General features: G+C 54.4%; 23 protein-coding genes, 1 tRNA gene and 1 pseudogene. 14 read left to right on the top strand and 11 right to left on the bottom strand.

The genetic code is table 11. The features are described 5' to 3' along the window. The first annotated feature begins 6 nt into the window (after window positions 1–6). From ACR0NA_RS19475 to ACR0NA_RS19460, 4 genes are all read left to right on the top strand, one after another. Complete coding sequence (locus ACR0NA_RS19475; protein ID WP_480731855.1) at window positions 7–585, top strand: Maf family protein; 579 nt, start codon at window positions 7–9, stop codon at window positions 583–585. Then, window positions 582–1,604 (top strand): ribonuclease E/G, encoded by a 1,023-nt coding sequence (locus ACR0NA_RS19470; protein WP_480731853.1) that lies wholly within the window; start codon window positions 582–584, stop codon window positions 1,602–1,604. The genes ACR0NA_RS19475 and ACR0NA_RS19470 overlap by 4 nt, the downstream gene beginning before the upstream one ends. Beyond that, window positions 1,601–1,783: a DNA gyrase inhibitor YacG gene (locus tag ACR0NA_RS19465; RefSeq protein WP_480731851.1), complete on the top strand. Its 183-nt coding sequence runs from the start codon at window positions 1,601–1,603 to the stop codon at window positions 1,781–1,783. Before ACR0NA_RS19470 ends, ACR0NA_RS19465 begins: the two co-directional genes overlap by 4 nt. A 79-nt stretch (window positions 1,784–1,862) precedes the next feature. Beyond that, window positions 1,863–1,937, top strand: a tRNA-Phe gene (locus ACR0NA_RS19460). A gap of 443 nt (window positions 1,938–2,380) precedes the next feature. Here the strand turns inward: ACR0NA_RS19460 and ACR0NA_RS19455 are convergent. From ACR0NA_RS19455 to ACR0NA_RS19430, 6 genes are all read right to left on the bottom strand, one after another. Then, complete coding sequence (locus ACR0NA_RS19455) at window positions 2,381–4,330, bottom strand: adenylate/guanylate cyclase domain-containing protein (RefSeq protein ID WP_480731849.1); 1,950 nt, start codon at window positions 4,328–4,330, stop codon at window positions 2,381–2,383. A gap of 504 nt (window positions 4,331–4,834) precedes the next feature. Continuing rightward, entirely contained in the window at window positions 4,835–5,515 is a 681-nt protein-coding gene (locus tag ACR0NA_RS19450; protein ID WP_480731847.1) for an NAD-dependent epimerase/dehydratase family protein, read from the bottom strand. Next, a complete protein-coding gene (locus ACR0NA_RS19445) occupies window positions 5,499–5,978 on the bottom strand; it encodes an SRPBCC family protein (RefSeq protein WP_480731845.1) in 480 nt (159 codons plus the stop codon). Before ACR0NA_RS19445 ends, ACR0NA_RS19450 begins: the two co-directional genes overlap by 17 nt. Window positions 5,979–5,996: 18 nt before the next feature. After that, window positions 5,997–6,452 carry a hypothetical protein gene (locus tag ACR0NA_RS19440; RefSeq protein WP_480731843.1) on the bottom strand — a complete coding sequence of 152 codons (456 nt, stop codon included), beginning with the start codon at window positions 6,450–6,452 and terminating at the stop codon, window positions 5,997–5,999. Window positions 6,453–6,457: 5 nt separating this feature from the next. Next, window positions 6,458–7,291: an oxidoreductase gene (locus ACR0NA_RS19435; protein WP_480731842.1), complete on the bottom strand. Its 834-nt coding sequence runs from the start codon at window positions 7,289–7,291 to the stop codon at window positions 6,458–6,460. A 10-nt stretch (window positions 7,292–7,301) separates the two neighbouring features. Continuing rightward, window positions 7,302–8,183, bottom strand: coding sequence for an oxidoreductase (locus ACR0NA_RS19430; protein WP_480731839.1), 882 nt, complete (start codon window positions 8,181–8,183; stop codon window positions 7,302–7,304). Window positions 8,184–8,263: 80 nt separating this feature from the next. On the opposite strand from ACR0NA_RS19430, the gene ACR0NA_RS19425 reads away from it, so the two are divergent. From ACR0NA_RS19425 to trhA, 4 genes are all read left to right on the top strand, one after another. Beyond that, entirely contained in the window at window positions 8,264–8,827 is a 564-nt protein-coding gene (locus ACR0NA_RS19425; protein WP_480452707.1) for a TetR/AcrR family transcriptional regulator, read from the top strand. Between the two features lie 105 nt (window positions 8,828–8,932). After that, entirely contained in the window at window positions 8,933–9,568 is a 636-nt protein-coding gene (locus ACR0NA_RS19420; protein WP_480731837.1) for a tyrosine-type recombinase/integrase, read from the top strand. Window positions 9,569–9,916: 348 nt separating this feature from the next. Continuing rightward, window positions 9,917–12,307, top strand: a complete 2,391-nt coding sequence (locus ACR0NA_RS19415; RefSeq protein WP_480731835.1) for a fatty acid cis/trans isomerase — start codon at window positions 9,917–9,919, stop codon at window positions 12,305–12,307. A gap of 71 nt (window positions 12,308–12,378) precedes the next feature. Beyond that, complete coding sequence (trhA, locus tag ACR0NA_RS19410) at window positions 12,379–13,047, top strand: PAQR family membrane homeostasis protein TrhA (protein WP_480731833.1); 669 nt, start codon at window positions 12,379–12,381, stop codon at window positions 13,045–13,047. Between the two features lie 264 nt (window positions 13,048–13,311). On the opposite strand, the gene ACR0NA_RS19405 is transcribed toward trhA, so the two are convergent. Together ACR0NA_RS19405 and ACR0NA_RS19400 are read right to left on the bottom strand one after the other, a co-directional pair. Beyond that, window positions 13,312–14,151, bottom strand: coding sequence for an alpha/beta fold hydrolase (locus tag ACR0NA_RS19405; RefSeq protein WP_480731831.1), 840 nt, complete (start codon window positions 14,149–14,151; stop codon window positions 13,312–13,314). 221 nt (window positions 14,152–14,372) lie between these two features. Next, on the bottom strand, window positions 14,373–15,077 hold the full coding sequence (locus ACR0NA_RS19400) for a helix-turn-helix transcriptional regulator (protein WP_480731829.1): 705 nt from the start codon (window positions 15,075–15,077) through the stop codon (window positions 14,373–14,375). A gap of 106 nt (window positions 15,078–15,183) precedes the next feature. Between ACR0NA_RS19400 and ACR0NA_RS19395 the strand changes: the two genes are divergently transcribed. The 4 genes and pseudogenes from ACR0NA_RS19395 (at window position 15,184) to ACR0NA_RS19380 (ending at window position 17,159) form a co-directional block, all read left to right on the top strand. After that, window positions 15,184–15,621, top strand: coding sequence for a VOC family protein (locus ACR0NA_RS19395; RefSeq protein WP_480731827.1), 438 nt, complete (start codon window positions 15,184–15,186; stop codon window positions 15,619–15,621). A 40-nt stretch (window positions 15,622–15,661) separates the two neighbouring features. Beyond that, window positions 15,662–16,018: a VOC family protein gene (locus ACR0NA_RS19390; RefSeq protein WP_480731825.1), complete on the top strand. Its 357-nt coding sequence runs from the start codon at window positions 15,662–15,664 to the stop codon at window positions 16,016–16,018. A 41-nt stretch (window positions 16,019–16,059) separates the two neighbouring features. Further along, window positions 16,060–16,686 (top strand): annotated as a pseudogene (locus tag ACR0NA_RS19385) (NAD(P)-dependent oxidoreductase). Next, a complete protein-coding gene (locus ACR0NA_RS19380; protein WP_480731823.1) occupies window positions 16,683–17,159 on the top strand; it encodes a GNAT family N-acetyltransferase in 477 nt (158 codons plus the stop codon). Before ACR0NA_RS19385 ends, ACR0NA_RS19380 begins: the two are co-directional and overlap by 4 nt. A gap of 157 nt (window positions 17,160–17,316) precedes the next feature. On the opposite strand, the gene ACR0NA_RS19375 is transcribed toward ACR0NA_RS19380, so the two are convergent. Then, on the bottom strand, window positions 17,317–19,203 hold the full coding sequence (locus ACR0NA_RS19375) for an adenylate/guanylate cyclase domain-containing protein (RefSeq protein WP_480731821.1): 1,887 nt from the start codon (window positions 19,201–19,203) through the stop codon (window positions 17,317–17,319). Window positions 19,204–19,677: 474 nt separating this feature from the next. Between ACR0NA_RS19375 and ACR0NA_RS19370 the strand changes: the two genes are divergently transcribed. Further along, window positions 19,678–20,568 (top strand): MBL fold metallo-hydrolase, encoded by an 891-nt coding sequence (locus ACR0NA_RS19370; protein WP_480731819.1) that lies wholly within the window; start codon window positions 19,678–19,680, stop codon window positions 20,566–20,568. Next, window positions 20,568–21,512, top strand: coding sequence for an MBL fold metallo-hydrolase (locus ACR0NA_RS19365; RefSeq protein ID WP_480731817.1), 945 nt, complete (start codon window positions 20,568–20,570; stop codon window positions 21,510–21,512). Before ACR0NA_RS19370 ends, ACR0NA_RS19365 begins: the two co-directional genes overlap by 1 nt. 1 nt (window position 21,513) lies before the next feature. On the opposite strand, the gene ACR0NA_RS19360 is transcribed toward ACR0NA_RS19365, so the two are convergent. Together ACR0NA_RS19360 and hemA are read right to left on the bottom strand one after the other, a co-directional pair. Continuing rightward, complete coding sequence (locus tag ACR0NA_RS19360; RefSeq protein WP_480731980.1) at window positions 21,514–22,572, bottom strand: YeeE/YedE family protein; 1,059 nt, start codon at window positions 22,570–22,572, stop codon at window positions 21,514–21,516. A gap of 58 nt (window positions 22,573–22,630) precedes the next feature. Continuing rightward, a complete protein-coding gene (gene hemA, locus ACR0NA_RS19355; RefSeq protein ID WP_480731815.1) occupies window positions 22,631–23,854 on the bottom strand; it encodes a 5-aminolevulinate synthase in 1,224 nt (407 codons plus the stop codon). Window position 23,855 lies beyond the last annotated feature (1 nt).

The following is a 23,855-nucleotide window of genomic DNA, read 5'->3' as shown; positions in this document are numbered from 1 at the left end:
AGTCACATGGCGTTTATCCTCGGATCGGGCAGCCCGCGGCGGCTGGACCTGCTGGCTCAGCTTGGCGTGCAGCCCGATGCGGTTCGTCCCCCCGATATCGACGAAACGCCGCTGAAAGGCGAGTTGCCGCGCCCGTATTGCCTTCGCATTGCGCGCGAAAAAGTTCAGGCTGTTCAGGCAGATAGCGATGACATCGTGCTTTGCGCCGACACAACCGTGGCACTGGGGCGCCGCATCCTGGGAAAGCCTGCGGATGCAGCCGAAGCAGCCGAGTTCCTTTATGCATTGTCCGGACGCCGCCACAGGGTGATCACAGCCGTCGCCGTCCGGCGCGGTGACCGGGTGTATGAGCGCGACGTCGTGAGTCAGGTCAAGGTCAAACGGCTATCGGATTCCGAGATCAACGCCTATCTTGCGACCAAAGACTGGCAAGGCAAAGCAGGCGCTTATGCCATACAGGGACCCGCCGGGGCCCTTATTCCCTGGATAAGCGGATCGTTCACAGGCATCGTCGGCTTGCCACTTTCAGAGACGGCGTCACTTTTGCAGGCGGTACGGTATCCGCTGTATCAGGAGGCTTCATGAAAGGTCGAACCATCGTCCTGGATCACATTCAGGGTCGCGAGGCCGCTGCCCTGATGGTTGATGGAAAACTGCACGATTTTCTGATTGCCGGAGATGCCCCGCCTCCCGGCACTATCTATCGCGCCCGTGCCGACCGTCCGGTCAAAGGTCAGGGCGGAATGTTCCTCTCGACACCGGATGGCCCGGCATTTCTGCGTCAGGTCAAAGGCTTGGCTCCGGGCGCATCGCTGTTGGTTCAGGTCACGGGCTATCCCGAGCCGGGCAAGGCAATTCCGGTTACTGCCCGCCTGCTATTCAAAAGCCGCTATGCAATCGTGACACCGGATGCACCGGGCCTGAACATATCACGCAGCATTCACGACGATGAAGAACGTGACAGATTACTTGAAATCGCGCACGATCACATGAGCGACTGCGCACATGGCCTCATACTGCGGTCCTGTTGTCAGAATGCGGATGCCGACGAGGTCGCCGAGGACATCTCTGCGATGCGGGCTCTGGCCGATCAGGTTCTGAATGATGCGGGAACTGAACCCGAAGTGCTGAGCGAGGGCGACGGCCCGCACGTTCTGGCCTGGCGCGACTGGACTGAACCTGCGGAAATCGCGACCAAGGCTGGCGACTTTGAAGTGCACGGCGTTCTGGACGCGCTTGAAACTGCCCAGAGTCAAGATGAGCCCCTGCCCGGCGGCGGGCTGTTACACATCCAGCCAACTCGCGCACTGGTGGCCGTCGATGTGAACACCAAGGGTGATACGTCTCTGGCAGCCGGTACCAAGGCCAATTTCGCATGTGCCAAGGCTTTGCCTCGCGCATTGCGAATCCGCGGACTTGGTGGCCAGATCACGCTCGATCTGGCCCCGATGCCCAAGAAAGATCGCCGGGGGTTCGAGTCTACGCTGCGCGCGGCCTTCCGAAGCGATCCCGAAGAGACGATACTTGCCGGTTGGACCCCTTTGGGCCATTTCGAATTGCAGCGAAAACGCGGGCGGGTTCCGCTGGTCGAGGCACTGAAATGAGCTGCCCGATCTGCGAAGAAGCGACGGACAATAAGTACCGCCCGTTCTGCTCGAAACGCTGCGCGGATATCGATCTGGCAAAGTGGCTGAACGGCTCGTATGCGGTTCCGTCGCAGCGAGAAGACGATACCGATACCATAGAAAACCCCGAGGCTGGCGGATCGGATCGACCGCACTAAAAAAATGTCAAAAAGCCTCTGGACACTGCGTGGTGCAAGTCATAGAACGCGTCCACCCAACGGCAAACGCCGTTCCCGTGCCCGGGTAGCTCAGGGGTAGAGCAGTGGATTGAAAATCCTCGTGTCGGTGGTTCGATTCCGCCCCCGGGCACCACATACATTTTATATCCAATTGATTGCTATGCTAAATCCAGATCGCAAGCGAAGTATATCCACCTAAATATCCACCCACTAGTCTAAGCTGCTCGCGTTCATGTCTATAGCGCGGCGGCAGCTTTCGGACAATTTGGCACGATTTCCCGGACAACTCGACGTGAACATTTGGTCGGCTCGGCCACACAACCGACATTCGCTGCAAGCGAGTGATCTGTTATGGCGCGGCGCGGCTATTGGCAGACAGAGGCGGGGTTATTGGCAGTGGCTATGCGCGGGGCGCAAAAGCAAGATGACCACTTAGCCGCCATTCGCTGCGTTTGTAGCATCCAGCACATCGAACGGCAGCATTGAGCAACAAAGCATACCCTGCAATTGTTTGTCGCTGCAAAATCTCTCTGTTCCAATCTTCAACAGACAATAAGAGTCTGCGGGCCCCGCAAACTACCGCTTCTTATTGGTGTTCGTAACTGCGTTCCAATCTTCCGGTGGCGGATTCTCCAATAAAACTTGGGCGCGGGACATCATGACCACCGAGGTGGGATCTCCGTTTCGTTCTTGATCAGCGGCCTTAAAAGCACCAACAGCTTTTTCAAACTGCCCTGCTCGATAATGTGCAAGGCCTTGTTCGTAGGGTTCAATCCACGCAAGCGATCCGTCAATCCCATCCGCCATCGCGATCAGTTCGTAGACCACCAACTCCTTTGTGCGCCCAAATACTGTTAACGTGTCTAGTTCGCGCACCAAGATCTTATTAGCCGCTTGGCGTCGGGTTTCTGGACCAATCAGGATCAATGTGTCGTAATCCTTGTTGGCTCCCTCTAATCGGCTGGCAACGTTCACCACATCGCCAATTGCAGTGTAATTCAAACGCTGCTCTGACCCAATGTTGCCGACCAGAGCTTCGCCACTATTTATCCCGATCCTGACGCGCAGGGGGTTACCAGAGTCGTCTTCAATTCCGGCCTCCTCTACAGCGGCGACAAGGTCCAGTGCCGCGCGACAGGCGTTTTCGGCGTGGTTGGTATCCTTGCGCGGCGCGCCCCAGAAGGCCATCACAGCATCGCCCATGAATTTGTCGATAGTTCCCCCATTACGAGCGATGGCCGCAGAGGACGCGTTGAAGAAAGGCTCCATCATTTGGACGATTTTGGGGCCAAGTTTTTCAGACAGACCTGTGAAACCCGTGACATCGCAAAATAGCACGGAAATCTGCTTTATGTCTCCGCCCGGCTGAGTCTTGATGCCCTCGGCAACTAGCATGCGCACCAAATCGGTAGGTACATACTTGCGGAATGCTGATAGACCTGCAGCCATACTTGCGGTCGCAGCAGAGAGGTTTTCAAGCTCAGAGAGTTTGGAGGGCCTGCGCGAAATGCGTTCGACGTCAAAGCGTTCTATTTTGCTCAGGTCTTCGGCGATATATGCCAACGGATTTGCGACGACTGTGCGAACCAACCAGATAGCCAATCCGGCGGCAACAACAACCACACCGATCAGAATATAGATCAGGTTTATCAGCGTCTTGTCGATCTCCGAAAGAAAGGCAGCTTCGGGGGTGACAGTGGCAACGCGCCAGCCGTAGAACCCCAATGGCGTCAGAGCAACCGCGTAGGGCACACCATCGATGACAACACGCTTAGACAACGAACCGGAGGCGTTCGCTGTGGGGTCACCCAACAGCTTTTCACCGGCGATCTTGGCGACCTCATAAAGCTTACCCTCACCCATGCGTGCGGGTGTGACCTCATCTGCTTCCGCATCGGGTACCGCGATCACTTTACCATCGGCATCCAGAACAAACGCTGCGCCGAACTCGCCGGGCGTAAGAGTCGCCAGAAAGCGCGAAAGTCGATCCGTTTCGATCGCCACGGCCAGAACGCCCTGCCGCTCTCGGTTGACGTCTATCGGACCAGCAAATGTGTAGACAGTTTTGTTACTCTCCGGGAGGTCGCGTGCTTCAATCCATCCCGTGGACTCAAGGCCCATATAGTTTTTGAACCACGCATGTTCGCGTGGATCGTAGGATGTTTCGGTAAAGGTTCGCTCTTCGAACTGGATGTCTCCTGGAATGAAGATATAGCGATCCTTTCGCAACATCCTTTCACGGATATCCTTGTCGATTTCAATCATCTCAAGCCCGCCGTCACCTAAACGATGTGACGCGAAAAAGTTCCCATCGGGCCAACCGAAGAAAATCCATGAAATATTCGGTTGTGCCTGCAATTGGGATAAAAACACGAACTCTCTCTTGTCGGCTTGTCTCGTCGCGATAACGTTCTGGACAAATATCGTGCGTACGGCTGCCCAGGCGGCTTCAGCCGACCTGAGCGTTACGCCCACCTCGATACGAACGGTGTTTGCAATTTGACTGTTGATCTCGGCTGCGAGCATGCGGCTATTGTCGTGCGCTGTTTTCCACCACAGGGAGTGAACTATAACCGTCGACACGCCGATGGACATAGCAACTAGTATTGATACAGCGATGCCTACACTAATTCGCACTAAAACTCCGCAAGTAGCGACATGTGCTTTAGTATTGAGTTGAGACAGTTCGAAGAGCAAAGCTTACTTCGCTTTAATGCTGAAAACTCACGCAACTGTTAAATTCAACAAAAAGATCTGCTTGTGAAGCGATAACCGGAGCAAGTATTCGGCTTTAGTTAATTGCCCACACCGAAACAAGAAAATACACATGAAGCTGTTGCAACGTTTCGACCATTGACCTTCGCGGCTTTAGCGCCTGTTTGGCGAGCGGGACCACAAAGCGGACCTTCGCTGCGATTGCAGCACCGACCATCACTAATGGCAGCTTTTTCTGCGAAGCGGACATTGATCCAGACTGAGTAAGAGCGGTTGGGAATGCTGACGAGCTTGTTTGATGGCGCCATGGCGAACTCATCCAAGCAGTTCTCGTATCTCACCATTTTCGAGTACGGCACTATCACGAGGATCGCGCATGGCTGTTTCCAGCATTGCACGAGCCAGTTCTTCGGAGGTCACTCCGATTGTCGGCATAAGCCTTTGGAGCGGCTTGAAGACATAATCTGCTGGTTTCCAACTGCTCCTCGGCCCGGAAGGCGCAATGTAACCCGGACGGAAAGCGAACCTCCGTTCGAGGACGGAGGCGAACAGTGCGCTCTCTGCCTCGCCCTTGATCTTCAATGCAAACGACATGCCGCCACCGTCGGGTCGAGCACCTTGGGCCGAAAACAAACAGAACGTGGCATTTGGGGAGACCTTTTCGCAGGCGAAGAGCAAAGCACGTAACCATTCAACGGTGATTTCCTCGTATTCCGCACGGCTGACGCGCGAGGAATAGGTGGCTAGGCAATGGAAGACCGTATCGATACCAATCAAGTGAGTTTCGATTGCCTGAGCATCGCCGAACGATGAGAAATTTGTTTCGCTCAGCTTGACGTGATCTCGGCCCGACGGTCTGCGCCCAAGCGACACAACCTCTTGCGTGCTATCCTCGTTCAGTAAGGCAGAGAGAACCGATGACCCCACCATCCCGGTCGCACCGGTCAGCAGAACCCGCTCAAGTGGTCGCGTTGTCTTTTCAGATGGATTGGGCACGACGTTCTGCCTCAGCCTTCAAGCCGCGATTGAAGGCCTTGTAGCCGCCCACGTACATCTTTGCCAAACGACCGCCCATCAGGAACGTGATGCCCCCCATAATCTCGTCGGATTGCACGAAGCGGGTTGTCCCATCTTCTAGAGGCTCGACCTGGAAATGATGGTTGTCGCGAATGCCGCCTGGTCCCTTCTCGGCCCAATAGAACTGCGTTCCGTCCACGACTGTGATTGTGTGATCCAACGTAGTCAGATTCTCCTTTGACGCATCAAGTTGAAAGTCGACGGTGATCTTCGAACCGTCCTTGATCTCACCCTTGATACCGACGAGAAACGCAGCCCAGTTCCCGTAGTTGGCCGTGTCAGTCAGTACCGACCATACCACCTCTGGCGGCGCATCGATCACGATGTCGGTGTGAATCCTGTGATGCGAGAAGCTCACCTTTTTCGATGATCCGTTTTCCATGGCTTTCTTCCTTACGTCTCAGGCACTGATTGGCGACGGGCCATCCCTGCCCTGAACTGTGATCCTCCCGAACCGATCCCGCATGCGCTTGGATCGGAAGAGATAGATCGAGATGATGATGTAGTTGATGCACTCCTGAATAAAGTTCCGGTAGCGATCCGGGCTTTCCAGCATATCGAATGTCTGTACCGCACACATGGTGGCAAGCGCGGTGAACATGACCAGCATGACAATCGGCGTGAAGCTCCAGCGCAGGGCGTATCCCAAGAGAAACAAAGCGCCGGAGGCGGTGATCAATATCCAATGAAGAGTCTGCATGCCCACTGGGAAGGTTTCGTTTTGCAGCGGCATGAGCGGGGCCAGTCCGGTGAAATACTCAAGTAAGCCAAGCAGTCCCCAGCCGAGCATGACAACCGATGCCAGCACGATCAGATACTCGAAGCCTTGCGAGATACGGTCCATGATTGTCGTCATCGCCGTCACCCCAACATCCGCATCATGAACCGATCGAACATGCGGTCGCTCAGGATGCGACGGAAGAAAATGGCCTGCCTGACGCCGACACCGGCGGCGTAGCGGGTTTTGGGCTTCGGAGCCTGGATTGCACCAACGATGACGTTGGCAATCACGCTGGGGGAAGAGGCCGTGCCTTTCTCCACGCCCATGTTGCGGAACCAATCCGCCATCTTGTTCGCAATGGCGCTATATGGGCCGTTGCCAGAGGTCTCCAGTAGCGGATCGATGAACCCGCTCGTGATCTCCGTATCGATGGCACCTGGCCGAACGACGGCAACGTCGATCCCGAATTGCGAGGTCTCCGTTCGGAGGCAATCGCTGAACCCTTCGAGGGCAAATTTACTTGAGACGTACCAGGCTGCCAAAGGTGCGTGCACCTTGCCCTCGCCGGACGACACATTGATGATTTTGCCCCACCCCTGCTGGCGCATATGCGGCAGGACCAATTGGGTCAGGCGGCCAAGCCCGAAGAAATTGACGTCGAACTGATAGCGAGCCTTGTCGATGTCCGTTTCCTCGACCGACCCATAGACAGACAGGCCGGCATTGTTGACGAGGATGTCGACGCCGCCATGGTCGCGCTCGATCTGTTCGACTACAGCGACAACGTCCTCCTCCTTGGTCACGTCCATCTTGATCGGGATGCATCCAAGCGCTTTCAGGTCGTCCATGATCTCGACCCGGCGCGCAACTGGATAGACCACATGCCCTTTCTTGACGAGCGCTTCTGCGGTGGCCTTGCCGATACCGCTGGACGCGCCGGTCACAAGGGCAACTCTCTTTTCATTGTTGTTCATGGCTTCGCCCTCAAACAGCAAATGTTTGACCGGTCATCTTTTCCGAGAGCAACCAGAGACGCTTGGCCACATCATGATCGTCGCAGATCGGATTGCGGATCGCGACGCCGGTCACCCCGCTCATCTCCTCAGGGCCCGTAGGTCCGTAGTAATCCCCACCCTCGACCTCCTCAGACAGGGCGGCGAACAGAGACGGTTTGGCAGCGTCTTCGTTGGAATGCAGCAGTTGTTCGACTTGCGCCTTCATCGCCTCACGCGAGGCGTCATCTAGGTCCTGGAACAGGCCGGAATCGGAACCGCCCGGGTGCACCGTCAGCGACTTCAGAACCTTGCTGGACGCCCGAAGGTGGCGGTCCAGCTCGTCGCCGAACAAAAGGCAGGCAAGCTTCGACTGTCCATAGGCCAAACCAGGGTCTTGGCCACAGGTCAGATCATCGAAGTGAATGCTCGCGCCCTTGTGCGCAATGCTCGACAGCGAAACGATCCGCGATGCTGGGTTATCCGTGATCAGGTCGATCAGAAGAGCGGTGAGAAGGAAATGCCCGAGATGGTTGGTGGCGAATTGGAGATCGACGCCTTCCACGTTTGATTGCACTGAGTAAAGCAGAATACCTGCGTTGTTTATCAGCACGTCGAGTTTTGCATAGCGGGCACGAAACGCCTCAGCAAAAGCACGGACCGAAGCGAGATCGCTCAGGTCCAGCAAGATGATGTCGAGTGATGCAGATGGAACTCGCGCGAGGACCCCCACTTTGGCAGCTTCGGCTTTATCCTGGCTACGGCAGGCCATGACGACGTGAAAATCGGCCTTGGCCATGCCGACAGATGTTTCAAATCCAATGCCGTTGCTTGCACCGGTGACGATAGCGATTCTTCGAGATTGTGCAGACATATCAGCTCCTGACGGGTTGACAGCTGGTGTATGATTGTCATCATATTGACACTCAGCGTTCATTTGTCAATATGTAAATCATGGAAGATCGCTACGCATACATCATCGAGGCCGCGAAAGGCCTGTTTCTCCGCTACGGGGTGAAGCGAACCGGCATGAACGATATTGCCGAGGCCGCGGGCATTTCTCGCCAGACACTCTACAAAGCATTTGCCAATAAGGATGAAGTGTTACAGGCTACGATACGGTCCCTGGCGGACAAGGTTGTCCTGGATATCGAGGCCGGACTGGACAAGGTCTCCGGTCTTGGCGCGCAACTGGATCTCATTTTCAAACACACCGTCATTGAGCACTATGACTTCCTGCAGTCCTCGCCCAATGCCGAGGACATCATTGCGGGCGTGACAGCCTCCAGTCAGGAAGAGCTTGAGGCAGGCGCACAGAGAAACACCGAGATCATTGCAGGTGTTCTGGAACCCTTCTCCGGAAGTATCGAGAAGTGCGATCTGACCGTCAGCCAGTTTGCCGATTTCGTTCAACGATCAGCGACAGCCGCAAAATACGCCGCCAAGAGCAGAAGGCACCTGCTCGAGCTTCTGGCGGCGCTTCGAGCGTCCGCACTAATGGTAACGGGCGCCGATTAAGGCGCATAAAGCGACCCACACTAGTGTCGTGGGATGTTATGGTAGATTTTACCAGTCAATGTCGGGTTGTCGTGTGAGAGGGCATGGCGGATCGGAGGATCAGTCATGGAACCTGCACCAAACTTACCAGCAATACGTGCACTTCGCCCAGCCTGGAACAAAGGCCGCATAGTCGGCCAAAAGAGACCGCTGAAGCCTAAGCATGTCTGGGCAATTCGCGTACGGCTTGAATTGGCCGAAAACCATCGAGACCTTGCTCTGTTCAATATGGCGATCGACAGCAAACTGCGCGGTTGTGATTTGGTCAAAATGAAGGTCGCCGATGTCATGGCATCGGGGCAGATCAAAGAGCGTGCTTCGGTTCTGCAAAGCAAGACGCAGAAGCCAGTACGGTTCGAAATCTCCGAAGGCACACGTGCATCTGTTGAGAAATGGATGGAAGACGAGCTTATGGTCGGCTCAGAGTACCTCTGGCCAGGTCGGTTTCATGAGCACTTGTACATCTCTACACGGGAATATGCGCGGATCGTCCGGGACTGGGTTACATCGATCGGGCTCGAGGCAAGTGCCTACGGTACGCACTCAGTGAGGCGAACGAAGGTTACTCATATCTACAAGAAAACTGGGAACTTACGAGCCGTTCAGCTTATACTCGGCCACACAAAGATGGACAGCACCGTCCGATACCTTGGTGTGGAACTCGAGGATGCCCTGGCTATCACCGAAGCCATTGAAATCTAGGTCGTGGGGCCGTCCAAGAGGGGCGGCCCATAGTGGACTCTCAGCACACTTTCTCAATGCTGCGGTTGCAGCCTGCATTGCGGACGTTCGTAGTCGTTGCAATATCCAAGGGACTATGCATCGTGTCGCAATGACCTTGCGCTCTGCAACGCCAGCGTTTCGATGATAGCACGTGACTGCGGGCATTCAGACAGACTAGGTCGCGTAATGAAGTAAACATCTTTACAGGTAGTTCTTAGTCTTCGATCCAATCGAGAAGGTGAGATCTCTACAGATTTCGCCTTGGAATATATTTGGAGATCAGGCCTATTTGGATTTCAATGCCTAACAACGGTTGGGAGAGGTCAGATGCCGAAAGCTACACTATTTTCTGACTGGGCCGTCTGGATCAGAGTCGCTGCTGCATTCGTGCTTGTGTTTTGTACCTCTGTTAAGGCTGCCGGAGAGGCGGATGTCGCAGCCTCTGAGAATCAAAAATTCGTTTCGTATGATGAAAATTGGGCCGAAGTCGAATCGATCTTGAACGCCCGCTGTGTCGTCTGCCACAGCTGCTATGACGCACCATGCCAGCTGAAACTCACGTCGCCGGAGGGGCTGTTGCGCGGTGCGAGCAAACAAGCTGTTTACCACACTAAGCGATTGAATGACGCACGACCCACCCGGCTTGGTGTTGATGCTAAAACCCCCGCCGAGTGGCGAGCGCTTGGGTTCTTTTCGGTTGTTCGCGATCCCGGGCAACCTGCAGCTTCTCTGAGCTTGCTTGAACGATACCTTGACCTTTCACATCAGAACCCATTGCCGGAAAACGCGCCTGTTCCAGATGAGCTTGGTCTAGCCATTGATCGCCCTCTCGTCTGTCCTACGTCACAGGAGTTCAGGGCGTTTCGCAATGACCATCCACTAGCAGGCATGCCATATGCGACAGCGCCGCTTAGCGACACTGAGTATCAGACATTGACGTCCTGGGCGCGCGGCGGCGCGACAGTTTCTTTATTACCGGCTGAAATTCCTGAAGAAATCAAGCGGCAGATCGCAGATTGGGAATCGTTCTTGAACAGCGATGACATTCGAAGCCGTTTGATGAGCCGGTATCTTTATGAGCACCTGTTTCTGGCACGGCTACACTTTCTGGGGGATACTTCTAGGCGGTTCTTTCAACTCGTACGTTCGACCACGCCGCAAGGTGAAGCCATCGACATCATCGCGACACGACGCCCGTTCGACGACCCAGGCGACAAGCCGTTTTTCTACCGTTTGCAGCTGGTCGAAGAGACCATCGTACACAAAGAACACCTTGTATACGAACTTGGGCCTGAGCGTATGGCGCGATACGAGGAACTGTTTCTCACCCCGAACTGGAGCCTGTCAGACTTACCCGATTACGGAGACGCGGAAGGCGGTAATCCGTTCAGCACGTTTGGGCAGATGCCGGCCAAGGGCCGCTATCAGTTTCTTTTGGACGATGCGCTGTTTTTCGTCCGCAGTTTCATACGTGGTCCAGTCTGCCACGGGCAGACTGCCGTCGATGTGATCGAAGACCGGTTCTGGGTCAGCTTCCTGGATCCAGATTTGGATTTGTCGATGACCGATCCGAGCTATCTTGAAGATGGAGCCGATTTTCTGGAATTGCCGGTTTCGCAAGTCAACCAAGGTACACTAGGAGATTTGCAGGCGTTTTCGCACGAAAACCAGGTCAAATACCTTGAGTTTCGCGATGCAAAATACCGAAATAGCCCGGTGCACCAAACCGGTTTCGGGTATGAGGCCATCTGGGATGGCAACGGCACCAATCCGAATGCGCTAATCACTGTTTTCCGACATTTTGATAACGCTTCCGCAATGACTGGATTTCATGGCGGGATTCCTGAAACAGCCTGGGTTATCGACTATCCGATTTTTGAACGTATCTTTTACAATCTGGTGGCGGCATATGATGTCTTCGGGCGCGTCGAACATCAGTTGGCAACACGGTTGTACATGGACGAACTGCGTATGGAAAGTGAGGATATCTTTCTCAATTTCATGCCAAGAGACGTCCGCCTGCAGATGCACAGGAACTGGTACCAAGGCTCTCTTGCTGAAATTCATACATACTGGCATCGACGCCGTGTCGATGACGACGTTCCTACGGGTATTGATTATGTATCAACTCAGCCCAAACAGGAATTCCATATGACATTGCTGAACCGTGGCGAAGGGCTGTGGTCAGTTTCAGATCCAATTAACAGGTGTTCGGACGGGAGTTGTTCCCGATTTAGGGATCAAGATACCGCTTCTATACTTCGTGATCTGGCAAACCAGACTGGTGACTGGATAAAGTTCTTGCCTGACCTTTCCATTCTGGTGATTGAACAGCAGGGTGGGATGACAGATATTTTCACGCTTGTGCACGACAAGGCGCATTACAATGTAGCTTTCTTATTTGATGAAAAGGCGCGCCGGGAACCGGACGCGGACGTTTTGACAATCGTTCCTGATTTGATCGGAAGCTATCCCAATTTTTACTTCAAGGTACAGCCGGTCCAGTTGGGCATGTTCATTGATACCTTAAAGTCTATTCGAAATCCGAACGATTATTTGGAGTTTGTGGCGGAATATGGTGTGCGCCGGACGAGCAAGGATTTCTGGCCGTTAAGCGACCGGATTCATGAATCTTTCTTCAGTCGACACCCGGTTCAAGCGGGTATCCTAGACCTGAACAGGTATATAGATCCAAATTCGGACGATACGCCAAACTGAGTCTGTGGCTTTGATTGCCATAAAGATTTGTTAACTTGGCGTGTCACCATTCGACGCCTAAATTCTAAGACATGCGTTACCTTGCACATATTCGCCCGGCCTACAGCCGAGCCGAGCGTGTCAGCGACGGAATTGTGCATATTTTAGGCGTAACATCGGCGCTTGTTGCGGTCCCGGCGCTCATTTCGATGACCCTCATGAATCGCGCCGACTTCACTGCTGTTCTGGGTGTTTCAATCTACGGTACCACCCTTCTGTTGATGTTGTCCTTTTCTGCCCTGTACAACATGGTAGAAAGTGAAAGATGGTCTGAGCTTCTCTGCCGTCTCGACCACTCTGGCATTTACGTCAAAATTGCGGGCACTTATACACCGTTCATTCTGCTATCAGGCACTCCGGCCACCGGGCTCCTCATTGGACTGTGGTCATCGGCAACGCTTGGATCAGTTCTGAAAATGACGGATCCCATTCGGTTTCGATGGTTTGGGCTTGTGTTGTATCTGGTGATGGGCTGGGCGATCGTCTGGACAAACCACTCTATGCTTGCCGAACTCTCGCACACTGTTCTGACGCTAATGATTGCTGGCGGTTTGGCTTACACTTTTGGTGTCGGGTTTTATCTCGCGTACCACCTGCCGTTCCACAACACGATCTGGCACGTGTTGGTATTGACCGGAAGCGCCCTGTTCTTCGTTGCTGTGACCGTCCATGTTTTGCACATGCCCCATGTCACGCGCTAGTTTTTCGTTAGTTTATTTTTTTGAACGGCAACGTTATAGCTTGGGCGGACTTAATAGAGCGCCGCTTTCAGGCTCAGAGCAGATCTCGGATGCGTCACAACGCTCGATTGAGCTAAACGCGTGACCAAATTCGATCACGGCCCATTGCTGGCATCCAGCAGCCAACCGAAACGCTGCTACCGCACCCGTTTTCCGGAAATTCGCCGCGGGTACAAAACCTCGAAATCAGCGGACCCACTTTTTGCGGGACGACGCCTACTATTACTATTGGTTTAACTGTTCAACCGAACCGACGCCTGACTTCTCCGCTCGCAGAATTGTGCGCTTTATCAACGCTGTCACCTGGTCCGGTGTTTCAATCGAGGAGGAATGGCCTGCCCCCTTGAACACGACCAATTCTGAGTTTGCGATTGCACGGTGCATTCGGTCAGATTTTTCTGGGACCGTTGCTGCATCTTCGTCACCAACGCCGATACCAACAGGAATCTCTATCTTTCTAAGCAATTCGGTGCAGCCTTCCCGGTTGATCACCCCACTGACAGCGCGTGTAATCCCGATCCGATGGTTGCTCGTGATGGCCTTTGACCACCTCATCCTTTCTTCAGCTCGTTTAGGATCGTTGAGGAATGTGCGCCCGAACATTATGGGCATGACCTGATTGATGGCGACCCACAACCCGATCCAACGCGCTACAAAGTTCAGCAATCGATATTTGGCGGCGTTTTTTGGCTCTTCCGGATCGGCGCTGGTTTCGAGCAGTGTCAGCGATTTAAGAGGACTTGGTTCTCGGGACGCCAATCTCATGCCCACAAATCCGCCCATGCTTAGGCCGACAAAATGGCAAGGTGCCGCGTCCAGGATCCTGATCAGTTCTGTGGCGTCGGACGTCAGTGTGTCGATATCATAACCATCTTCAGTCACACTGCTTTGACCCTGGCCCCTGTGGTCGTAGGTGATGCAACGAAAGCGGTCCCTCAATTGCGCCACCTGTTTTTCGAACATGGTCCCGCTAAACAGAAGGCCATGAGCGAACACGACCGGCTCGCCACCACCACCAGTATCTTCGAAATGAAGCTCTACTCCGTTCAGGTTGACCGTCGGCATGAATTCCCTCGATTATCAAGAGGATCAATTTTAGCACAATTCCGACGCCAATGCATGATACTCAAGCTGACTGCCGCTGGTGTCTCGAAACTGATATCGGATGCATTGCTGCGCACCCCTTCCCCTCCACAACTGAGTATCGCGGCCCAAAGCGGACATTTCTTAAGCAGCGCTCCGCTGAGTTGCAGCTTCCCCAAAGCGGCCCTTCGGCAAGCCCCGTCTTATGCCCCCTCTTCATAGCGCTTACGTTCTGCATCCGTCGCATTGCGCCACTCCGCGCGAAGTAGGTCCATTCGCCGAGGAATACTGTCTTCGAGGACCTCCGCCTCAATGATCCGTTCTGTCCGAAAGTAACGAAAGCCTTCTCGCATCTCGCACCATGCGGCGATGATGCGGCTGGTGTCCCGATAACCCAACAGTATGGGCCAGATCACACGACGGGTCTTTTGGCCTGAATTGTCCGAATACTTCAAGGCTATCTTCTTGCGGCGCCGAATGGCCAGACGAATGACCGCGGCGCCGAGTACTTCATCCGGCTGAGCGACAGGTGCGACGCTTACGACCGGCTGAAGGAAAGACGTCCGGTACTTGTCAGGTGCGACAGCTTTCAGCTTGGTGATCAGCTTCTCAGCCGCCAGCGCAAGCTCGGGTTCGCCTCGGGTCTGGACCCACAGCACGCCAAGTGTAACGGCCTCTATCTCGTCCGGGGTCAGCATCAGCGGTGGCATATGAAAGCCGGGCTCCAACACATAGCCGACCCCGGCCTCGCCATTGATTGGTACACCCTGACCGATCAGCGCAGCAACATCGCGATACACCGTGCGCTTGGTCACGCCCAGTTCTTCGCCAATGGACTGGGCAGAGATCGGCCCTTTGGCACGTCTCAGGATCTCGATGACTTCAAATAGCCTGTCGCCGCGCCTCATGTGATCTCCTTTCGATGAAACAGATCATACTGACACAATGCTGACAACACGCTGTCAGCATAGGCGCTGTAGAAGCAGGAAAGACATCAAAAAAGGAGATCGGAAAATGAGACATTTCGTTGCTCTAACCCTCACCGCTGTTATGCCAACAGCACTCGTCGCGGATTCGGCGGAGCAGCGGGGAACCGCGCCGATCATGGCCATGGGCGCCTATGTGCCGACCGAAAACATTGAGGAATCGGAGGCCTTCTACCGTGCCCTGTTCGACAGTGAACCGATAATCGGGCTACCTGAATTCGTGGCGTTCGACGTGGCTGGTGGCTGGTTCGCGATCGTGTCACGGGACAAGTACGCACCGGAGTCCGAGGCAGGTTCGGGCGCGGTTCCCTACCTGCAATCCGCCGATCTGGAAGTCATGCACGCTCGCTCCACCGCCGCCGGTGTGACCGCGCCGGAGGTCATTGAAGAGCCGGGCATCCACTTGCTCAAGATCACCGACCCCAACGGTCAGCTGATCGAGTTCTTCAGACTGACCGGTCAGTGAAGTTCACAATACTCAGCGCAATCTCAAAGGACATCGCCCCATGCAGATGAACTATTTCGTCGTCGGTACCAACGACATGGCCGCCGCAACCCACTTCTATGACCAGCTTTTTGGTCAATTGGGCGTGGAACGCATCTCGCCCACCGACAGAATGACCTACTGGCTCGGACCTGGCTTTGCCTTTGCAGCCGCCATACCGTTCGACGAAAACCCCGCCACGAATGGCAACGGAACCATGATCGGCTTCAGCGTCGGGTCGGCTGAAGAGGTCGAAAGGCTGCACGCATTGGCCATCGAGCTTGGTGGCATGAACGAAGGCGAACCAAACCAACGTGGACCGCGCTTCTCGGCCTACGTCAGGGATCTGGACAGCAACAAGATTTGCCTTTCCGCCTGAGGCAGGTCGTAAACGCACTTTCCGATTGAAAGGAGAAGACTTTGAAACTTATTCTTTTGGGTGCGAATGGGCGGACAGGCAAGCTTGTGCTCGAAGCTGTGCTCGCAAAAGATATAGACGTCACAGCAGTCGTTCGTTCTGCAGACAAAGCACCCGATCTCCAACACAAAAGACTGCAAGTGATGGCAGGTGATCCCTGTGACCCTGTGTTCCTCACATCAGTGTTTCGCAACCATGACGCCGTTATTTCAGCGTTGGGCGATCGGCTGCCTTCGAAAGTCGCGACATCGGTGTACTACTGATCTGCGGTCGCCATCGTCGAAGCTGCGTCCGTGACGGGCCTCAAACGGGCTCTGGTGACCTCGACGGCTTTGCTATTTCCCGACCAAACGCTGCTGGGAAAGCTCCTTCTTTTCGTTGTGCCGAACGTTGCGCGCAGCGCCGATCGCATGGAGGATATATTGAAGAGGTCTGGCCTAGACTGGACCTCGGTCCGCGCGGGATTCCTCAATGACGCCAGCGTGGCGACATACCGTGCCCAAAGAGATACTCTCCCCGACAACGGAACAACAGTTTCCCGGTTGGCACTTGCGCAATTCCTGATCGATGCCATTTCGGACTCTGAGACCCAAGGGGTGGCATACGGCGTGCCGCAAACGAACACATGACAAAAATAACCTTCACGCGCCTACCCGAGATTGCGGTCGAGGATATTGCGGAACATATGTCCGATCCAGCTATTGCTCTGCACATGCCTTTGCTCCAAGGCAACTGGGATGAGCGGCGCACAGCTGACTTCGTGGCAATGAAGGAAGCCAAGTGGGCGCAGGACGGGTTGGGCCATTGGGCAGTCCTGGCGGACGGCGCGTATGTGGGATGGGGCGGCTTTCAACGCGAAGGTCCTGACTGGGACTTCGGCCTCGTGCTGAAACCCTCGGCCTTCGGGTTGGGGATGAGGATAACCGCTCAAGCGCTGGAGTTTGCGCACTACGAAGATCGTATCCCATCCGTGACGCTCCTGCTTCCTCCTAGCCGCACAAAATTGGGGGCTTTGAAGCGCATGGGCGCAGAGTTTGAGGGCGAGATGACATACGATGGATCGCTGTTCCGAAAGTACCGCCTTGTAACCAGAGCCCCTTGAGACCGGCCCTGAGCGGACCTTGGAGATGCACTGGTAATGCTGCGGTTGCGTTCACTTATCTGCCATTCGCTGCACTCGCGAATTAAACCGCAGTGCAAATTCGCTCAACGCGTTTTGGAGCAATCAAGTTAGTTACAATTAGCCAGGGGAAAAACCATCAATCGGAGTGCCGATCCGGCAGCCCAGCAGCACGTAAATCATCAATAAAGCCGTCAGGGATGCTTTGATCTAAGAACTTTCCGCTGAGACTGTGTCGTTGATCCTCAATCGTGTAGTCAGGTTGGTTTTCCAGTAACTTGTCTATCGAGTCTTTGGCTTCCTCAAGACGCCCCAAACGTACGTACAGTGCCGCCTGCGTACGGCGTGCCAGGTTAGGTATGTTTGTCATAAGATCGATCGCTTCTAATCCAGCTTCATATTCACCGGTGAAATATAGCGCCCAGGCCAGACTCCAAAGATACCAATCTGGATGATGGGGATTCAGGCGGATTGCGGTTTGGAGTCTTTCGACAGACTCATTCGCGCGGCCAAGATAAACTAGCGTTTCGACGGAGCCCGCCAATACACCTGCCGAGTTGGGGTTGAGCGCAATGGCCCGGTTGTACTCTTTTTCGGCTTGCTCAAGGTCGTTGGCCTGCATGAACGTGTGAGCGAGAACCCAGTGCGCCAAAGAACTGTCAGGATCAAGCTCTACAGCTTTTCGAGCCGCCGCGAAGGCGAGGCCGAGGGCTTGTTCTCGCGGTCGGTCGGCACACCATCCCCAGCGATCACAATTGATATGCACCCAGGCGAGGCTGAAATACGCAACCGAATAAGCCGGATCCAGCTCGATAGCTTCTTCAGCCAGCCGCTTGGCTTCTTGATTGCCTGCCGGCGTGAACTTGAAGCGTTCCGCGCGGCTCAGATAAACAAGTTCATACGCCCCTGGGCTTTGGGTGGGTTGACGCATCAACCGATCGTACTCGGCGAGGTCGATGTTTTGCTCCAGGGTCGCAACGATCGTACGGGTGATTTCATCCTGCAGCACAAAGATATCCACCATTTCGCGATCATACGTGTCAGTCCAAATCGCATTCCCGGCCGTTGCGTCTATGAGGGTCGCATTCACTCGTAACTTGTCACCTGACTTTTGCTGACTGCCTTCCAGTACATAGCGCACGCCCAGTTCTTTTGCGATATCGCGAATGTCTGCCGACTTGTCTCTATAGAAGAAGCTTGAGTTTCGAGCGATTACAAAGAACTCAGGAAACCTGGAAAGTTTGGCAATGATCTCTTCACTGATGGCATCGCTGAGGTAACCCTTGTCGGCGCCCTGGCTCAGGTCACTGAATGGCAACACCGCAATAGATGGCTTTTCCGGCAGCGGATGTTGCATTTCTGCTGCCTTCACCGGCTGAAAATCCGGTGCAGTGAAGTGCCACACGACGAGTCCAACAACAAGAATGAGAGCAACGCCAACCGCCCGCGCGGCGACCGGAATTCGGTTTGGCTTCGCGATCTTGACAGAAGATACAAGCTTCATCGCCTTGTCATTCAGTTCCACGTTAAAGACTGGTATAGGCTGCTCAATATTCTTGACGTCCACTCCGCCCAAATCCTCGAAATCCAGATCCAGTTTTCCGCGAACCTGACTATAGACGTTGCGGTGAACACAAACTCCGCCGGCTTGAGCAAGGCCTTCGATCCTTGCGGCAAGGTTTACACCGTCTCCGAAAATGTCCCCGCCTTCATCGATCACGTCGCCAACGTTTATTCCGATGCGAAATTCAATTCGGTCACCAGCGGGAATACCCGAGTTCCTTTCGGACATGCCGAATTGTATTTCGACAGCAAAATGAACCGCATCCACAACGCTGGTAAATTCCATCAACGCCCCGTCGCCCATCAGTTTGATGGTTCGCCCTCTGTACTGAACGGTTTTGGGGTCAATTAGTTCAGCACGATGCGTTTTGAGAACTCTTAGTGTTCCAGCCTCGTCTTTTGCCATAAGGCGGGAATAGCCAACTACATCGATAGCAAGTATGACCGTGAGTCTACGTTTCACCAAATGCTCCCCCCCTAAGGGAGGTTAGGGAAGAACGATAATAATTTCCACATGGATCAACTATGTTCAAACTGAGGAATTGCCCGGCTTCAAAGCATGTGTTCGGCCCAAAGCGGACACACAGAGGACATTCCAGATGCTGCATTCGCGACCCGCATAGCCGCCGTTCGCTGCACCTGCTCATATCCCATTCCGGCCGAGGGTTCGTTCGCGGACGAAGCAGACATCGAGCGACTAGCAAATCACATAGGTCACGACGCCTGTATACAGCACCACCAAAAGGCGAATGACATTGGAGTTGGTTTTGAGATACTTGAATGGCGATCTTCATTTCATAGAGTAAATGCTACGAAAGCCCCTGCCCGCCTCAACCCAAGTTCTTCTAAAAAGATCCCACCTTTTGTCATTTACAAATTATTACATTCATTTTATTGATTGTGTATGTATGAAAAAGCATTTTCTCGACGCAGATTCTTGTACGGTGCCGCTTGTATCACAGCGCTTGGAGCGCAATCCAAAGTCGCTTGGGCAGAGCTACAACTCGGTTCTTCGGCTCGGATTGCAACCATTTCAGACGGGTACCTGTCATTGCCTCCGGAAATGGTCTTCGGCGCCATGCCGAAGGAAGAACTCAGGCAACTTCTGGAAAGCTACAAGGCGGACGCGACCAAGTACGAGCCAGAGTGCAATGTGGCGCTTTATCGAGATGATCAAAACACGGTGCTGTTCGATGTGGGAGCTGGGCCCGATTTCATGCCAACATCTGGCAAGCTTCTGGAAACTCTTGAAACTATCGACCTGTCGCCCGAAGACATTTCGCACGTGATCTTCACCCATGCGCACCCGGATCACATCTGGGGCGTTTTAGATGACTTCGACGACCTTCTGTTCCCAAACGCGACGCATCACTTTGGCCGCAATGAGTGGGACTATTGGTGGAACCCTTCGACCGTGGGTTCGATAGGGGAAGATCGCGCTGCGTTCGCTGTAGGCGCGAAGCGGCGTATGGCAGCAATTGAGGATCAGGTCGCGTTCATTGACGACGGGCAAGAGATCCTTCCCGGTATTGCCGCACGCGCAAGCTTTGGACACACGCCCGGTCACATGGCGTTTGAAATTCGCAGCGGCAGTGAATCCGTGATGGTTGTCGGCGACGCGTTGGGAAATCCACACGTAGCCTTTGAACGCCCCGACTGGTCCAGCGGCACGGATCAGGATCCACAGGTGGCCGCAGCAGCTCGGAATTCGCTGCTGGATCAGATTTCCCACGAGCAAATGAAAATAATTGGCTTCCACCTGCCGAATGGTGGAATCGGCCGGGTCGAGAAGACTGGGTCTGCTTATAAGTTCATTGGAGAACCATAATGATGCGATCGCTGGCGATTTTCTTGGCCCTGGCCACACCAGCTTGGGCAAGCGAGGATATTGCAGACCAATACCCGCAAAGTGTGCTGTATTCCAAACCGGTCGAATACATCCCCAACGTCTATTCCGCCATTGGCGCAACCGCTCCACCGACCTACGAAAACTCTGGTCACAACAATAATCTCAGCTTCATCGTAACCGGAGAGGGCGTGATCGTCATTAACGGCGGCGCGGCTTATGTGCTTGCCGAAGCGCTTCACCAGGAAATTCAGGCAATCACGGATCAACCGGTTAAGCTTGTCTTCAACGAGAATGGTCAGGGGCACGCGATGCTTGGCAACGCTTACTGGTCTGACCTCGGTGTTCCAATCATCGCACATTCGGACGCAGCTGCTGAATTCGAGGAATATGGCCCTCAAATTCTGGAGGGAATGCAGCGATACAATCAGGACAAGGCAGAAAAAACCGTCCTGGCTGGCCCAACCGAGACATTCGATGATGAATACGTTGTTGAGATGGGTGAATTCCGGATTGAGGCAAAATACCTCGGGCCCGCCCATAGTCCTGGAGATATCTCGATCTGGCTGCCGAACCAAAGCCTTGTCATCGCGGGTGACATGGCGTTTCACGAGCGCATGCTGCCAATCTTTCAGGAGACTTATACTGCGGATTGGCTTGAAACCTGGGACAACGAGTTCGAAGCTTTGGGAGCCACGTATGTCATCCCCGGACACGGTCATCCGACGAACATGGATCAGGTGCGCCGTTATACACGCGACTACCTGATCTATCTGCGCGGCAAGATTCAAGAGCATATGGATGCCGGCGGCGATCTCGCAGAGGCTTACTATGTTGATCAGTCAGCGTATGCCCATTTGGACACATTTGAGGAACTGGCGACAAAAAACGCCGGGCGCGTTTTTGAGCAGATGGAATTCGAGTAACTCAGAAAATTTGAGGAACAGGTATTCGCCTCAATAACCTGTGCGTGCTGATCGCTCCAACCCACATGAAGAAAACGGCAAGCCATGCCGTCAATGACAGGGCGGACCCTCCCGAAAGCCCTGCGCCGACGGCGCAACCTCCGGCCAGCATGGCTCCAAACCCCATGAGAACAGCTCCAACGAGGTAGCGTTCCATCGGAGTATCAGGGCCAAACCGTTCTATCTTCCACTCCCCTGCAGTTAAGGCTGAGACTGCGGCGCCAATTGCTACGCCTGGAACAAGGCCGATACCAAAAGACAACACGACGTTTCTTTCCGCGACCAGCGCCATTAGTGTATCCGTGGCCGGTCCGGTAAATGTGACTGACGACACGGGCACGACGTCAAAAGATGCTTGCGCGATCGCAAATGTCATCAACCAGCCGAGCGCCACCGCCACACCAACGCCTGCGGCTGTTATGATCCTGATAGGCGCGACGCTCCGGTGGAATGCGAATGCAATTGCCGACACCAATCCCAACGCTGCAACGGCTGTATAAGCAACTGGCGAAAATCCAAATATTTCTGAAAGATCTCTCGAGGCGCCTCCTGAGACAGTCCAGATCCCGGAAAGCAATTCTCGGACGGGACTAAGAACGCCCGTGTAAGCAGCCTGAGCCACTAAGGTTAAAACCAATCCTGTAATCAGGGCGCGCAGATTACCGCAGGAGGCCAATACCAACAGGCGAGATGCACACCCACGCGCCAAAACCATGCCAACGCCGAACATCGCCCCGCCAATTATTGCGCCGCTAAGGCTGCCCCTCGACGCGATCGCGCGTGTCTCGGAAAGGTTTAAAAACTCAAACGAGACAAGCGCCTGTACTAAGGTGAGCGCCGCGGTGAAGGCGATCAGCCAAACCGCCAGGCGGGGACCAAGCTCGCCTTTCGCAACTTCGACAGCCGACGCTCGCAAACAAAAATGAGAATTCTGGGCCGTCACGCCGAACAGGATACCGACGAGCACTCCGGCAAATGCCAAAGCGCCAGGGTCTCCGAACAAATCGATGAGCCTCTCCATCAACAGAAACTCTCACTTCGTTGCTTGCGCGTCCTTGTCTTCGGTCAAGTTGTCATTGTCACTGCGCAGCCATTGGCCTGCGGGCCAATTGACATTGCGTCCATAACTCACCCAAGGCAGATACCAGTCGATCCACGTCTTCTGTGGAATGCACAGGGGAAGGCGTAATCCGCAGACGTTCCGTTCCCTTGGGGACGGTTGGATAGTTGATCGGCTGGATGTAAATTCCGTAGTCACGCATTAGCACGTCAGAGATGAAGCGACACTTGACCGGATCGCCGACCGTGACCGGAATGATGTGACTTGGGTTTGGTGTATGCGGAATGCCCAAATCGTCCAGCCTGTCCCGAACCTCGCGCACGCGCTGCTGGTGCAAATGTCGTTCCGAATTGCTTTGCTTCAGGTGCCGAACCGAAGCGGCAGCTCCTGCGGCCACAGCAGGAGGCAATGCAGTGGTAAAGATAAACCCACTGGCAAAGGATCGGACAAAATCGACAAGCTCTGTCGACGCGGCGATGTATCCGCCAACTACGCCGAATGCTTTGCCCAAAGTCCCCTCGATGACGGTTAGCCTTTCCATCAGGCCTTCGCGTTCGGCAATGCCTCCGCCGCGCGGTCCATAAAGCCCTACGGCGTGAACCTCATCCAAATAGGTCATCGCGCTATAGCGATCGGCCAGATCACAGATCTCGGCAATTGGTGCAATATCGCCATCCATGGAATAGACGCTTTCGAACGCAATAAGCTTCGGTGCATCGGCCGGCAGTTCAGCAAGGTGCCTTTCAAGGTCAGCTAAATCGTTGTGTTTCCAGATACGCTTCTGGCACCGACTGTGACGAATTCCCTCGATCATCGAGGCGTGGTTCAACTCGTCAGACAAGACTGTGATGCCAGGAATGCGAGACGCCAGAGTTCCCAGTGCGGCCCAGTTCGAAACGTAACCGGACGTAAACAGCAACGCAGCGTCCTTGCCATGCAAGTCAGCAAGCTCTTGCTCCAGCAAAACATGCTGGTGGGTCGTTCCAGAGATATTACGCGTTCCTCCCGCCCCGGCACCAACCTCATCAATCACCTTGTGCATTGCTGCAATAACATTGGGGTGCTGACCCATCCCCAGATAATCATTTGAGCACCACACAGTGACTTTCTCGGGGCCATTTTCCGCGTAGCTACGCGCTGTCGGAAACGCGCCACGCTGCCTTTCGAGATCCGCAAAGACCCGATAGTTCCCTTCCTCCTGAAGCTGGTCGAGTTGACCACGAAAAAACTGCTGATAGTTCATT

Source organism: Ruegeria sp. C11 (assembly GCF_056537725.1).
This window is presented reverse-complemented; position numbering and strand designations above follow the sequence as displayed.